The 13,292-nt window shown below is 71.1% G+C and carries 14 protein-coding genes; 4 read left to right on the top strand and 10 right to left on the bottom strand.

Going from position 1 to position 13,292, the window contains the following annotated elements; translation table 11 throughout:
- Nucleotides 1–7: 7 nt before the first annotated feature.
- Nucleotides 8–778, top strand: a complete 771-nt coding sequence (locus MZC64_RS07995) for a class I SAM-dependent methyltransferase (RefSeq protein ID WP_247761311.1) — start codon at nucleotides 8–10, stop codon at nucleotides 776–778.
- On the opposite strand, the gene MZC64_RS07990 is transcribed toward MZC64_RS07995, so the two are convergent.
- Genes MZC64_RS07990 through MZC64_RS07980 form a run of 3 tightly spaced genes read right to left on the bottom strand, consistent with a single transcriptional unit; the run spans nucleotide 775 to nucleotide 3,721 of the window.
- Nucleotides 775–1,593: an ABC transporter ATP-binding protein gene (locus tag MZC64_RS07990; RefSeq protein WP_247761309.1), complete on the bottom strand. Its 819-nt coding sequence runs from the start codon at nucleotides 1,591–1,593 to the stop codon at nucleotides 775–777. The genes MZC64_RS07995 and MZC64_RS07990 overlap by 4 nt on opposite strands.
- Nucleotides 1,590–2,672: an iron chelate uptake ABC transporter family permease subunit gene (locus MZC64_RS07985; RefSeq protein WP_247761307.1), complete on the bottom strand. Its 1,083-nt coding sequence runs from the start codon at nucleotides 2,670–2,672 to the stop codon at nucleotides 1,590–1,592. The genes MZC64_RS07990 and MZC64_RS07985 overlap by 4 nt, the downstream gene beginning before the upstream one ends.
- Nucleotides 2,669–3,721 (bottom strand): iron ABC transporter permease, encoded by a 1,053-nt coding sequence (locus tag MZC64_RS07980; protein WP_247761305.1) that lies wholly within the window; start codon nucleotides 3,719–3,721, stop codon nucleotides 2,669–2,671. Before MZC64_RS07980 ends, MZC64_RS07985 begins: the two co-directional genes overlap by 4 nt.
- 53 nt (nucleotides 3,722–3,774) lie before the next feature.
- Between MZC64_RS07980 and MZC64_RS07975 the strand changes: the two genes are divergently transcribed.
- Nucleotides 3,775–4,764 (top strand): iron-siderophore ABC transporter substrate-binding protein, encoded by a 990-nt coding sequence (locus MZC64_RS07975; protein ID WP_247761303.1) that lies wholly within the window; start codon nucleotides 3,775–3,777, stop codon nucleotides 4,762–4,764.
- A gap of 101 nt (nucleotides 4,765–4,865) precedes the next feature.
- Here the strand turns inward: MZC64_RS07975 and MZC64_RS07970 are convergent, their stop codons facing one another.
- Both MZC64_RS07970 and lysS read right to left on the bottom strand, forming a co-directional pair.
- Nucleotides 4,866–5,231: an Lsr2 family protein gene (locus MZC64_RS07970; protein ID WP_247761301.1), complete on the bottom strand. Its 366-nt coding sequence runs from the start codon at nucleotides 5,229–5,231 to the stop codon at nucleotides 4,866–4,868.
- Between the two features lie 136 nt (nucleotides 5,232–5,367).
- Nucleotides 5,368–6,855, bottom strand: a complete 1,488-nt coding sequence (gene lysS, locus MZC64_RS07965; protein WP_247761652.1) for a lysine--tRNA ligase — start codon at nucleotides 6,853–6,855, stop codon at nucleotides 5,368–5,370.
- Nucleotides 6,856–6,968: 113 nt separating this feature from the next.
- Here lysS and MZC64_RS07960 point away from each other — a divergent pair, with 113 nt between their 5' ends.
- Entirely contained in the window at nucleotides 6,969–7,748 is a 780-nt protein-coding gene (locus tag MZC64_RS07960; protein WP_247761300.1) for a class I SAM-dependent methyltransferase, read from the top strand.
- A 159-nt stretch (nucleotides 7,749–7,907) separates the two neighbouring features.
- Here MZC64_RS07960 and MZC64_RS07955 read toward each other — a convergent pair whose 3' ends face one another.
- The 5 genes from MZC64_RS07955 to MZC64_RS07935 form a co-directional block, all read right to left on the bottom strand.
- On the bottom strand, nucleotides 7,908–8,693 hold the full coding sequence (locus MZC64_RS07955; RefSeq protein ID WP_185001307.1) for a type III pantothenate kinase: 786 nt from the start codon (nucleotides 8,691–8,693) through the stop codon (nucleotides 7,908–7,910).
- A gap of 14 nt (nucleotides 8,694–8,707) precedes the next feature.
- Entirely contained in the window at nucleotides 8,708–9,193 is a 486-nt protein-coding gene (panD, locus tag MZC64_RS07950; RefSeq protein WP_247761298.1) for an aspartate 1-decarboxylase, read from the bottom strand.
- Nucleotides 9,194–9,208: 15 nt separating this feature from the next.
- A complete protein-coding gene (gene panC / locus MZC64_RS07945) occupies nucleotides 9,209–10,141 on the bottom strand; it encodes a pantoate--beta-alanine ligase (RefSeq protein WP_247761296.1) in 933 nt (310 codons plus the stop codon).
- Nucleotides 10,138–11,031: a Rossmann-like and DUF2520 domain-containing protein gene (locus MZC64_RS07940; protein ID WP_247761294.1), complete on the bottom strand. Its 894-nt coding sequence runs from the start codon at nucleotides 11,029–11,031 to the stop codon at nucleotides 10,138–10,140. The genes panC and MZC64_RS07940 overlap by 4 nt, the downstream gene beginning before the upstream one ends.
- Nucleotides 11,032–11,137: 106 nt before the next feature.
- On the bottom strand, nucleotides 11,138–12,298 hold the full coding sequence (locus MZC64_RS07935; RefSeq protein WP_374205648.1) for a PrsW family intramembrane metalloprotease: 1,161 nt from the start codon (nucleotides 12,296–12,298) through the stop codon (nucleotides 11,138–11,140).
- Between the two features lie 23 nt (nucleotides 12,299–12,321).
- Here MZC64_RS07935 and MZC64_RS07930 point away from each other — a divergent pair, with 23 nt between their 5' ends.
- Nucleotides 12,322–13,287: an SAM-dependent methyltransferase gene (locus MZC64_RS07930; protein WP_247761293.1), complete on the top strand. Its 966-nt coding sequence runs from the start codon at nucleotides 12,322–12,324 to the stop codon at nucleotides 13,285–13,287.
- Nucleotides 13,288–13,292 lie beyond the last annotated feature (5 nt).

Raw genomic sequence — 13,292 nt, 5'->3', positions numbered from 1 at the left:
TGCGGGCGTGGACTGGGTGCGGGACTTCTACTCCAGGACCGGCGCGTGGTGGGCCGCGGCGGACGCGCGGGTGAGCGAGCGGGACGAGGGCCGGGTGGCGCTGCTGCGGGCGCACGGCCCGGCGCGCGGCCGGGTGCTGGAACTCGGCTCCGGCTACGGCTCGACCGCGGTGGCCACCGCGCGGGCCGGGTACACCGTGACCGCGGTGGAGATCAGCGACCGGGCGGCCTCCGTCGGTGAACTGGCCGCGGACTTGCCGCCGGGCGCGCTCACCGCCCATCAGGCGGACTTCTTCGAGATCGAGCTGCCCGGTGAGTTCGACGCGGTCTGCTACTGGAACGGCTTCGGGGTCGGCTCCGATGCCGACCAGCGCCGGCTGCTGACCCGGATCGCGGGCTGGCTGCGGCCGGGCGGGGTGGCCCTGGTGGACGTGTTCAACCCGTTCGTCTGGGCGGGCTGGGACGGCGACGAGGAGCACCTGCTGCCGGATCCGGACCGGGGCTACCGGCACGAACTGCGCGAGCGGACCAGCTTCGACCCGGTGAACTGCACCGCGACCGACACCTGGTGGGACACCGCGGATCCGGCGCGCAAGCTCACCCAGACCCTGCGCTGCTACACCCCGGCGGATCTGTCCCTGCTGCTCACCGGGACCGGCCTGGCGCTGACCGGGCTGGTGCTCGGCGAAACGGAGCTGCCGCCGGGACCGCAGCCCGGCCTGGCCGGGCTGTTGCGCGAGCACCACGAGTACCTCGCGCTGCTGCGCTGCACCGCTTAGACCTTGTGCCTGCTGCCCACCGGCACCACCAGCGGGGTGCCCGCGATCGGGTCCTGGATCACCTTGGCGTCCAGCTCGAAGACCTCACGCAGCAGGTCCTCGGTGAGCACCTCGGCGGGCGGGCCCTGGGCGACGATCTTGCCTGCGCGCATGGCGACCAGGCGGTCGGCGTAGCGGGCGGCCAGGTTCAGGTCGTGCAGCACCATGATCACGGTGCGGCCCGCTTCGGCGTGCAGGCGCTGGACCAGGTCCAGCACGTCGACCTGGTGGGCCAGGTCCAGGTAGGTGGTGGGCTCGTCCAGCAGCAGCAGGTCGGTGCCCTGGGCCAGCGCCATGGAGATCCAGGCGCGCTGGCGCTGACCGCCGGAGAGCTGGTCCAGGGTGCGCTCGGCGAACTCCAGCATGCCGGTCATCCGCAGTGCCTCGGCCACCGTGTCCTCGTCGTCGCTGGACCACTGCCGGTACCAGGACTGGTGCGGGTGCCTGCCGCGGGCGACCAGGTCGGCGACGGTGAGGCCCTCCGGCGCGGTCGGGGTCTGCGGCAGCACGCCGAGCACCTTGGCGACCTCGCGCGTCGGGGTCTTGTCGATCCGCTTGCCGTCCAGCAGCACGTGCCCGCGCTGCGGGCTGATCAGCCTGCCCAGCGCGCGCAGCAGGGTGGACTTGCCGCAGCCGTTGGGGCCGATCACCGCGGTGACGGTGCCGTCGAGCACCTCGAAGTCCAGTCCGTCGACGACCACGTTGTCGCCGTAGGCCAGGGTCAGCTCGCTGGCGGCCAGGCGGATCGCTGGGGCGGCTGTGGGCAGCGCGGTCATCCGCGTACCTCCCGATAACGTCGGACGAGCAGGAACACCAGGTACGGAGCGCCGAGGATCGCGGTGACGATCCCGACCGGCAGTTCGACCGAGCCGAAGGCGGTGCGGGCCAGCACGTCGGCGGTGACCGTGAGCGCGGCCCCGAGCACCGCGCTGGCCAGCAACGGCGGCTGGGCCAGGCCGGTCAGCCGCAGCGCGATCTGCGGCACGGCCAGTGCGACGAACTCGATCGGACCGGCGGAGGCGGTGGCCACCGCGGCCAGGCCGACCGCGGCCAGCACCAGCAGCGAGCGGCTCAGCTCGACCCGCACGCCGAGTCCGCGCACGGTGTCGTCGGTGAACTGCAGCGCGCCCAGGGTGCGCGCGCCGAAGAGGGTGAGCGGGACCAGCACGGCCAGCGCGATGCCCACCGGCAGCACGTGGTCCCAGCCGCGGGCGTTGAGGCTGCCGGTCAGCCACACCATGGCCCGGCCGGCGTCGGCCACGTCGGAGAGGGTGAGCAGCCAGAAGGTCACGTTGGACAGCACCGCGTGCACGCCGATGCCGACCAGCACCAGCCGGAAGCCCTCGATGCCGCGCCGCCAGGCCAGCAGGTAGACCACGGCGGCCGCGAGCAGGCCGCCGATCAGCGCGGCGATCGGCAGGCCGACCGCGGCCAGGAAGCCGCTGAGCCCGCCCGCGCTGCCGCCGAACATCACCACGAACACCGCGCCCGCGCCCGCCCCGGCACTCACGCCGAGCAGGTCCGGGCTGGCCAGCGGGTTGCGCGCGATGGCCTGGGTGATCGCACCGGCCAGGCCGAGCGCGGCGCCGACCAGCGCGCCGGTCAGCGCCCTGGGCAGCCGCAGGTCGTAGAGGATGAACCGGTGCGCCTCGTCCCCGCCGCCGAGCAGCGCGGCGAAGACCTCGCCCAGGCTGATCGGGAAATCGCCCAGGGTCAGGTTCAGCGCCAGCACGAACACCAGCACGGCCAGGCCGAGCACCGGCACCGCGACCGCGCGCAGCCGCAACGTCCAGGAGGCCCCGGCCAGGCGCAGCGCGGGGCGGCCGGGCACCCGGGTCCCGGTCTTGGCGGTCACAGGCTCACCAGCTTCCGGCGGCGCACCAGCACCACGAAGAACGGCGAGCCGACCAGCGCCAGCATGATGCCGACCTGCAGCTCACCTGGCCGGGCGAGCACCCGGCCGAGCACGTCGGAGGCCAGCACCAGCACCGCGCCGATCAGGCCGGCGTAGGGCAGCAACCAGCGGTAGTCCGGGCCGGTGATGGCCCTGGCGAGGTGCGGCACGATCAGCCCGACGAAGCCGATCGGCCCGCAGGCGGCCACCGCGGCCCCGGTCAGCAGGGTCACCGCGGCGATGCCCAGCGCGCGGGTCAGCCAGATCCGCTGGCCGAGCGAGCGGGCCACGTCCTCGCCGAGGGAGACCGCGTTCAGGCCGGGCGCGTTGGCCAGCGCCAGCACCAGTCCGGCCAGCAGGAACGGCAGCACCTGCAGGATGATCTCCGGATCGCGGCCGGCCAGTGATCCACTGCGCCAGAACCGGAAGGTCTCCAGGCTCTGCGCGTCCAGCAGGATCAGCGCCGAGCTGAGCGCGTACAGGAAGGCGGACACCGCCGCGCCGGAGAGCGCCAGCGTCACCGGGGTCGGCCCGCCGCGGCCGGTGGTGCCTGCCGAGCCGATCGCGAAGACGATCACGGTGGCCAGCAGTGCCCCGGCGAAGCCGAACCAGACGAAGGTGAACAGGTCGGTGAAGCCGAAGGTGAAGATGGCCAGCACCACCGCGAACGCCGCGCCCTGGTTGACCCCGAGCAGGCCGGGATCGGCCAGCGGGTTGCGGGTGTGCCCCTGCAGCAGCGCGCCGCCGATGCCCAGCGCCAGGCCGACCAGCAGGCCGAGGATGGTCCGCGGGATCCGCAGCGAGTTCACGATCAGGTCGTTCTCACTGCCCGTCGGGGCGGTCAGCGCGTGCCACACGTCGCCGAGCGGGACCGGCTTGGCGCCGATGGCCACACTGGCCACCAGTGCGAGCACCAGCGCGAGGGCGAGCAGCAGCAGGCCGAGCACACGTCGGCGTCGGCGGACCGGGGCCGGAACGGCGGACCCGGGCGCGATCGCGGCACGGGTCATGCTGCGGCTCCTATCCTCTACTGAGGCAAGCCTAACCGAACGGAAGGACCGCTATGACCAGGCCACCGAGGGTGCTCGCCGTCCTCGCCGCCACGGCCCTGCTCGTCGGCGCGTGCGGCGGTGGCGGGACCCCGCAGACCTCCCCGACCTCCGCCGGGGAGTCGGCCGCCGGGTTCCCGCGCACCGTCGAGCACGCCATGGGCAAGACCACCATCGAGAAGCAGCCGGTCAAGGTGGCCGCGCTGGACAGCTCCTACGTGGACGCGGTGCTCGCGCTGGAAACCCAGCTGGCCGCCTACACCCTGTTCCCGGCCAGCGGGGAGAAGTTCCCGGACTACCTCAAGGCCGAGGCGGACAAGTACGCCAAAAACGCCAAGCCGGTGGGCGAGCTGGAGCAGACCAAGCTGGAGCAGGTCCTGGTGGCCGACCCGGATCTGATCCTTTCGGCCAAGGTCCGGCACGAGAACCTCTACAGCGTGCTCTCCGCGCGCAAGCCGACCGTGTTCAGCGCGGAGACCGGCAAGACCTGGAAGGACAACATCCGGCTGGCCGGCAAGGCCCTGGGCAAGGAAGCGCTGGCCGAGACCAAGATCAAGGCATACGAGGACCGGGCGGCCAAGCTCGGCGCGGCGATCAGGGCCAAGGCCGGCAAGACGCCGACTGTCTCGGTTGTCCGTTTTGTGGACGGCCCGACCAGGGCCTACTCGATGAACAGCTTCATCGGGATCGTGCTCTCCGACGCCGGACTGGGCAGGCCGGCGGATCAGAACGACCCGAACGCGGCGCAGATCTTCGTGGAGCTGAGCCCGGAGAACATCCTGCGCGCCGATGGCGACCAGGTGTTCGTGACCGCCTTCCCGGATCCGAAGGGCGGCTCGGCGAAGGCGAAGGAGAAGTTCCAGGCCAATCCGCTGTGGGCGCAGCTGAAGGGCCAGGTGCATGAAGTTTCGGATACCACCTGGATCTCCTCGGTGAGCCTGCAAGGCGCGCACGTGGTGCTGGACGACCTGGCGAAGGCTTTCGGCGTCGATCCCGGTAAGTGATCACGCCATATAGCACAGAACGGGACTCGCCGCACGGCTACAAACCGGTGGCGGGTCCCGTCCTGTATTGAAATGTCCAAGTGGTGGCCGTTTTCGGCCGGTCAGTTCTCCTGGTGGAACTGCTGCAGCACGTCCGCCGGGATGCGGCCCCGGTCGGAAACCTTCATGCCCCGCTTGCGGGCCCACTCACGAATCGCCTGGTTCTGCTCGCGATCGGCGGAAGCGACCCGGCCGGCCGCCCGTCCACCAACAGCACCAGAACGGCCGGGCGCCGAAGTGGTGCGCCGACGGCCACCAGTCCGACGGGCGCCGGCGACATAGGACGCGAGCGCGTCCCGAAGCTTCGTCGCGTTGTCCCCGGAAAGGTCGATCTCGTAGGACACCCCGTCGACCGCGAACTCGACGGTCTCTTCCGCTTCCGAACCGTCCAGGTCGTCGACCAGGGTTCGGACGACTCTCTCCGCCATGCGCTTGTTCCTTCCTGAAACCCCAGTGGCTGCCGGCGAAGCTCCCGGCGTGTAGTTCGTCTGTAGAGACTACGCGGAAGATTAGCGCACTAACAGCGAGAGGAACACTCACCACACGGTCTCAAAGTGGTGAACGTCATTCAGGTCGGACTAGCGGGAACAGGATCGTCTCCCGGATACCAAGACCGGTGAGCGCCATCAAGAGCCGGTCAATACCCATTCCCATACCGCCGCTGGGCGGCATTCCGTACTCCAGCGCACGCAGGAAGTCCTCGTCGAGACGCATCGCCTCGACGTCGCCGGCCGAGCCCAGCCGGGCCTGCGCCTCAAGGCGTTCCCGCTGGATAACGGGGTCGACCAACTCCGAGTATCCGGTGGCCAGCTCGAAACCGCGGATGTAGAGGTCCCACTTCTCCGCGATGCCGGTCTCGCTGCGATGTTCCCTGGTCAGCGGGGAGGTGTCGACCGGGAAGTCACGCACGAAGGTGGGTGCGTGCAAGTGATCACCAACGAGGTGTTCCCACAGCTCCTCCACCAACTTTCCGTGTCCGGCAGCCGGGTGAACTTCCAGTCCGCGAGATTCCAGGTGCTTGCGCAACAACTCAACTTCGGAGACCTGCTTGCCAGGGTCGACACTAGATGGTGTCGCCGGGGTGATCTCCTCACCGAGTGCCTCGGACAGTGAGCCGTACATAGTCAGTGTGGTCCACTCGCCGGACAGGTCGTACTCCGAACCGTCTGCGAGGGTGACTGTCCGACTACCGAAAACGGCGTCCGCGGCTTCCTGCACCAACTCCCGGGTGAGCTTGCCAATCGTGTCGTAGGAACCGTATGCCTCGTACGCCTCGAGCATCGCGAACTCTGGTGAGTGCGAGGAGTCCGAACCTTCGTTCCGGAAGTTCCGGTTGATCTCGAAGACCTTCTCGATCCCGCCGACCACACAGCGCTTCAGGTACAGCTCGGGTGCGATCCGCAGGTAAAGGTCGATGTCGAACGCATTGGAGTGCGTGGTGAACGGACGAGCGCTGGCACCGCCGTGCAGCGTCTGCAACATCGGCGTCTCGACTTCGGTGAAAGTCCGGCGGTGGAAGGACTCCCGCAGCGAACGCATCACACCGGCGCGGATACGCACCGCGTCCCTGGCCTCCGGTCGGAGCAACAGGTCGACATAACGCTGCCGCACTCGAGTCTCTTCGGAGAGCTGCTTGTGGGCGACTGGCAACGGGCGCAACGTCTTGGCGGCAAGTTGCCATTCGGTGACCATGACCGACAGTTCCCCACGCCGCGAAGTGGCCACCTCGCCGCGGACGAACACGTGATCACCGAGATCGACGTCGGACTTCCACCCGGCCAGCGCTTCCGCGCCCACCTTGTCCAGGCTCAGCATCGCCTGCAGCTCGACGCCGTCACCCTCGCGGAGAGTGGCGAAACACAACTTCCCGGTGTTCCGCTGGAACATGACCCGACCGGTCACGCCGACGATTTCCCCGGTGGGGGTGTCCGGCGGAAGATCGGGATAGGCGGCCCGGATCTCGGTGAGCGAGTGCGTGCGGTCCAGTACGACCGGATAGGGCGCCTTGCCCTCGGCCAGCAGCCGCTCCCGCTTTTCGCGCCGGACGCGCATCTGCTCCGGCAGGTCGTCGTCGCTGGTTACGGGCTGGTGCTGCGGCTGCTCTGTCACGGCAACACAGGTTACGGAGTACCCGGAGAGTAATGCGAACGGGATAGGTTCTCGCTGTGCCGGACTTCACCCCAAGCGATCGCCTCGCCACCGAACACGCGCGCCGGGCCCGTTCCTTCGGCGCCGCCGCGGCCGATTACGCCGACCACCGCCCGGACTATCCGGCGGCCGCGGTGACCTTCGCGCTGGCCCCGGTGGCCGCCCGCCGCCCACTGCGGGTGCTGGACCTGGCCGCGGGCACCGGGAAGCTCACCGAGGCGCTGCTGCGCGCGGACCTGGACGTGATCGCGGTCGAGCCGGACGCGGCCATGCGCGATGAGCTGGTGGGCCGGCTGCGCGGAGTGGTCGCGCTGCCTGGTTCGGCCGAGGCCATCCCGTTGCCGGACAACCGGGTGGACGCGGTGCTGGTCGGTCAGGCCCTGCACTGGTTCGACCTGGACCGGGCGCTGCCGGAGATCGCCAGGGTGCTCAACCCCGGCGGGGTGCTGGCCGCGCTGTGGAACCTCGACGACGACCGGGTGGACTGGGTGGCCGAGTTCGCCGAGATCGCCGGGCTGGGCGTGCGCTACAGCCTGCGCTCCGGCCGCAGCATCCCGGCGCACCCCGACTTCCAGGGGCAGGAACTGCACGAGTTCAGCCACAAGCAGCCCCGCACGGCCGCCTCGCTGACCGCCACCGTCGGCACCCACTCGCCCACCCTGGTCCGCACCCCGGACGAGCAGCAGGCCCTGCTCGGCCGGGTACGCGCGTTCCTGGACAGCAACCCGGCCACGGCGAGCGGCGAGTTCGAGCTGCCCCTGGTGACCACGGTGTCCAGGGCCGTGGTCACCAAGTAGCCAACGCAACCACCACAACTTGTTGCGAAAAGGCGTGGCGCGCAGCGACACGGCGGGCTCTTCACCAGCGGCGGGGTGCCGATTTTTCGCGTTGCCTTGTCGTGCGTCCGACGCATCCGAAGCTTGCTTCGCGTGCGGAGCACGCCAATCCAATACAGCTCAGCGCAGGTTGCGCTCGTAGACCAACCTCAGCCCCAGCAGGGTCAGGTCCGGGACGTGGTGCTCGATGGTGGCCGACTCCGCGAGCACCAGGGTGGCCAGGCCGCCGGTGGCGATCACGGTGATCTTCTCCTCGCCGTCGGCGGTCAGCTCCTCGATGATCCGCCGGACCAGCCCGTCGACCTGCCCGGCGAAGCCATACAGGATGCCGGACTGGAGGCATTCCACCGTGTTCTTGCCGATCACCGAGCGCGGGCGGACCAGCTCGACCTTGCGCAGCTGGGCGGCGCGGGCGGCCAGCGCGTCCACCGAGATCTCGATGCCTGGCGCGAACACGCCGCCGAGGAACTCGCCCTTGGCCGAGATGACGTCGATGTTGGTGGAGGTGCCGAAGTCGACCACCACGCAGGCGGTGTCGTGCAGGTGGTGCGCGGCCAGGGTGTTGATCACCCGGTCCGAGCCCACCTCCTTCGGGTTGTCCACCAGCAGCGGCACCCCGGTGCGCACGCCGGGCTGCACGATGACCTTGGGCACCGAGTCGAAGTAGCGGCCCAGCATCACCCGCAGCTCGCGCAGCACCGAGGGCACCGTTGACAGCGCGGAGACGCCGGTGACCTGCCCGGCGTGCTCGCCGAGCAGGCCGCGCATGGTCAGCGCCAGCTCGTCGGCGGTCATCCGGGCGTCGGTGCGCATCCGCCAGTCCCTGACCAGCTTCGCATCGTCCCCTGAGCCCTCGTAGAGCCCGAGCACGATGTTGGTGTTGCCGACGTCGATGGCGAGCAGCACCCGCGTTGTCCTCTCTAGTTTTCGGCCTGGAGCAGCGCGTCCAGCCGCGCCGCGTCCACCGTCTCCGACTGCGGCGCGCCGTCGGTCTCGGCGGTGACCGCGCCACTGGACAGCCCCGAGCCCTCCGGCGCGTGCGCCGGGTCGCCGCCGAGTTCGACGATGCGGTTCTCCGCGTCGACGAAGACGACCTTGGGCTTGTACGCCTTGGCCTCTGCCTCCTCCATCAGCCCGTAGGCGATGAGGATGACCAGGTCGCCGGGGTGCACCAGGTGCGCGGCGGCCCCGTTGATGCCGAGCACGCCGCTACCGCGCTCGCCGGGGATGACATAGGTCTCCAACCGGGCGCCGTTGCTGACGTCCACGATGGCGACCTGCTCGCCGGCCAGCAGGCCGGCCGCGTCCATCAGGTCCTCGTCCACGGTCACCGAGCCGACGTAGTGCAGGTCGGCCTGGGTCACCGTGGCACGGTGGATCTTGGACTTGAGCATGGTCAGGAACATGGCGATGCCTCCCGTTCACCGTTCCCGAGCAGGGAGCCCGGCGGCCGGGTTGTAGGTGTCGTCGTTCTCGTCGACTCCGTGACCGGCCACGAGCTGGATGTTGTCGAGCAGGCGGGTCCGCCCGGCGCGGGCCGCGATCAGCAGCCGCGCCTTGCCGTTCTCCGGTGCGGGGCCCAGATCCCTGGCCCGCAGCTCCAGGTAGTCCAGGCTCAGTCCGGACTCGGCTTCGACGACCGCCCTGGCCGCGGCGAGGATCGCCGCCGGGCCTTCGGGACCGGCCATCGCACCCGCCGCCAACGCCGCCGGAATCGCGAGCGCCGCCCGGCGCTCGTCCTCACTGAGGTAGGCGTTGCGCGAGGAGAGCGCCAGGCCGTCGGCATCGCGCACGATGGGCACGCCGACGATCGCGCTCTCCAGGTTCAGATCCGTCACCATCCGCTTGACCAGCACGAACTGCTGGTAGTCCTTCTCCCCGAAGTAGGCGAAGTCGGGCCGGACGATGTTGAGCAGTTTGGCCACCACGGTGAGCACGCCCTCGAAGTGGCCGGGCCGCACCGCGCCCTCCAGCTCCGCGCCCAGCTGACCAGGGTGCACGGTGGTGCTCGCGCCGGTGCCGTACATGGCCTCCGGCGAGGGGTTGAAGACCAGGTCCACGCCCTCGGCCCGGCAGGCGTCCAGATCGGTTTCCAGCGGCCGCGGGTAGCGGTGGAAGTCCTCGTCCGGGCCGAACTGCAGCGGGTTCACGAAGATCGACACCGCGGTCACCGTGCCGGGGACCCGGCGGGCGCGGCGGATCAGCGTGCGGTGGCCCTCGTGCAGCGCGCCCATGGTGGGCACCAGGTTGATCTTGCGGCCGGTGGCCCGCAGCGCCCTGGTGACCTTGCCCAGCTCGTCCGGCGAGTGGTGCACGGTCAGCTCGCCGGGCGTGTAGGGCCGTTGCCCGGTCATGGTTGCTCCTCGTCGAGTTCGAAGTGGACCGCCTCGGCCTGACCAGGCCGGAGCAGACCCGCGGCCACCGCGCGCTCGGCGGTGCGGTGGGCCAGCGCCCGATAGGCGGACAGCGATTCGGGCGCCTCCGCCCGCAGCACGCCCAGATGCGTGCGAATCGTACCGACATCGCCGCGGGCCACCGGACCGGTCAGGGCCCGGTCGCCCAGGCGCAGCGAGTTGTCCAGCGCGGCGGAGAGCAACGGGCCCAGCAACCGGCCCGGATCGGCCACTCCGGCCCCGCGCAACAGGTCCGCGGCCTCGGCGACCAGGGTGACGAGATGGTTGGCCCCGTGCGCGAGCGCGGCGTGGTAGAGCGCCCTGGCGGACTCGGGGATGCGCACCGGTTCCGCGCCCATCTCCACCACCAGCGCCTCGGCCACGTTCCAGGCGATCTCCTCGCCGTCCGGCGCGGTCACCCCGAACGGGCAGGCCACCAGGCGCTGCAGGTCCTCCGGGCGGCCGGTGAAGGTCATCGCGGGGTGTAGGGCCAGCGGCAGCGCGCCCAGATCGGCGGCCGGGGCCAGCAGCGCGGAGCCGTGCGCGCCGGAGGTGTGCGCCACGATCTGGCCGCCGCGCAGCGAACCGGTCGCGATCAGGCCGCGGAGCAGGCCGGGCAGTTCGTCATCGGGCACCGCGAGCAGCACCAGGTCGGCGCGTTCGGCCACCTGGTCGGGCGGCAGGATGGCCGCCTCCGGCAGCAGCGCCTCGGCCCGGCGCTGGGAGGCGGTGGACACGGCCGCGGCCGCGACCACGCGGTGTCCGGCTCTGGCCAGCGCGGCGCCGAGCACTGCGCCGACCCGGCCGGCGGAGACGACGCCGACGGCGAGTCGGGCTGGGCGGTCGGTCATGGTGTCCTCTTCCGGCGTTCCAGTCCCGCTCCACTGCGGGTACCGGACGACCTGGGCACCGTAACCCCGGGCCAGCCCTCCGGCAGCTCAATGTGACCAGTCGCGCTCAGCCCGGTGATCCGCTGGCGATCTCCCTGGCCCTGGTCAGCGCGACCAGCAGTTCCGAATGGCGGTCGGCCAGCTCGCGCGGGGCCGGGCCGGGGCCGATGCGGTGCCGCAGGAAGGCGAGTTCGGTGACCGCCACCTGGTACTCGGCCACCGCCCGGGAGGCGCGTTCGCCGGAGCGCTTGTGCACCGCGCTGCGCCACCAGCGGCGGCCGGGCAGGGTGGCCAGCAGTTTGACCTCGCTGGGCGCGATCCAGCCGTTGCTGGCCATTTCCGGCAGCTCGCCGGTGATCACCCGCTGCTCACGGCGGCGCTGCCAGATCACCAGCGCCACGGTGGCGATGAAGATCGGGAACATGATGGCGAAGTAGATGTTGAGGAAGCCCAGCCCGCCGCCGAAGGTGGCCGCGCCGTTCCACAGCGCGTGCAGGGTGACCGCGAGCAGAAAGCCCAGCAGCGGGGCCAGGACCTTGAGCGCGCGGTTGCCGGTGGAGGCGGCGATGCCGGCGCCGATGCCCAGCATCACGGTGAACAGCGGGTGCGCGAACGGGGAGAGCACGCCGCGCAGGATGAACACCGCGATCACGCCGCTGCTGATCCCGCCGAGGCCGTACTCGGCGAAGGCGCGGCCGAAGTAGAAGATGTTCTCGGTGAAGGCGAACCCGGCCGCGACCATGCCGGAGTAGACGATGCCGTCCACGATCCCGTCGAACTCGTGCCGCCGCCGCCAGAGCAGGGCCACCACGAACAGGCCCTTGCCCGCCTCCTCCACCAGTGGGGCGGAGATCACCGAGGTGATCAGGTCGCCCTCGCCGTGGCCGAGCAGGATCTCGCCGAGGTGCTGGGCGGTGTCGTTGACCAGCAGCGCGCTCGCGGTGGCCCCGCAGGCGCCCCAGAGGAAGGCGGCCAGCAGCAGCCGGGCCGGTTCGGGCTCCCAGCGGTCCACCCACAGGAAGGCCCCGATGACGGGGATCACCGGCAGCAGCGCGGCCAGCGCGCCGACCAGCACGGCCTCGAACCCGACCCGTGCGGTGGCCACACCCAGCAACACCAGGCCGGACACCCCCAGCACGGTCAGGCCGAGCACCGAGCCGATCACCGCCCGGCGGCGCCGGGCGAACTGGTCGAGTCGAGGCGACACGGGGGCTTCAGGCGCGGTCACGATCAAGACTTTACGGTCAGCACATGCTGGACTGGCAGGACGCCTGGTGGAATGCGTTGTACTCCAATGGGGGGTTCTTTACCCGTGGGGAGCGTCCGGCCGGGCATTTCCGCACCGCGCCGCTGGTCGGCCCGGAACTCGCCGAGGCCCTGCTGGTGCTGCTGGACCGGGTGGACCACGGCCTCGAACGACCGTCCACTGTGGACTTTGTGGACATGGGAGCCGGTGGCGGCGAGCTGGCCGAGGCGGTGCTCCGACTGGCCCCAGCGAAGTTGTCCGGTCGACTGCGGGTGACCGCTGTGGACCTGGGGCCCAGCCGGGATATACCTGGAGTTCAGTGGTTTCGCGAGCTGCCGGAGCAGGTGGTCGGCCTGCTGGTCGGGCACGAGTGGCTGGACGCGATCCCCTGCCCGGTCGTCACTGTCCACAATGGACTCATTCGGCGGGTGCTGGTCGACGGGCACGGCGCGGAGCAGCCTGGACCGGAGGCCGGGGCGGCGGAGCGGGACTGGCTGCGGCGCTGGTGGCCGGGGGCGAGCCGGGCCGAGGTCGGCACCACCAGGGACGCGGCCTGGGCCGCCGCGCTCGCCCGGGTGCGCGGGGCGGCGCTGGCGGTGGACTACGGACATCTCGCGGCCGACCGGCCCGGCGACGGCACGCTGACCGGCTACCGGGCCGGGCGGCAGGTCAGGCCGGTACCGGACGGCTCCTGCGACCTCACCGCGCACGTGGCCATGGACGCCTGCGCGAGTGCCGCCACAGCCGGTTCGACCGTGCTGCGCACCCAGTCGGCCGCCCTGCGCGCCCTCGGCCTCACCGCGACCGCGCCACCGTCCGGCCTGGCCGCCACCGACCCGGCGAGCTGGCTGACCGCCACCGCCGCCGCGGGCCGGGCGCACGAACTGCTGGACCCGGCCGGGCTGGGCGGCTTCCACTGGCTGCTGCAGAGCACCGCGGGCACGCCCGCGCCGGACCTCATGCGAGCATGACCGGC

This window comes from Crossiella sp. S99.2, assembly GCF_023094165.1.
Lineage (GTDB): Bacteria > Actinomycetota > Actinomycetes > Mycobacteriales > Pseudonocardiaceae > Crossiella.
This window is presented reverse-complemented; position numbering and strand designations above follow the sequence as displayed.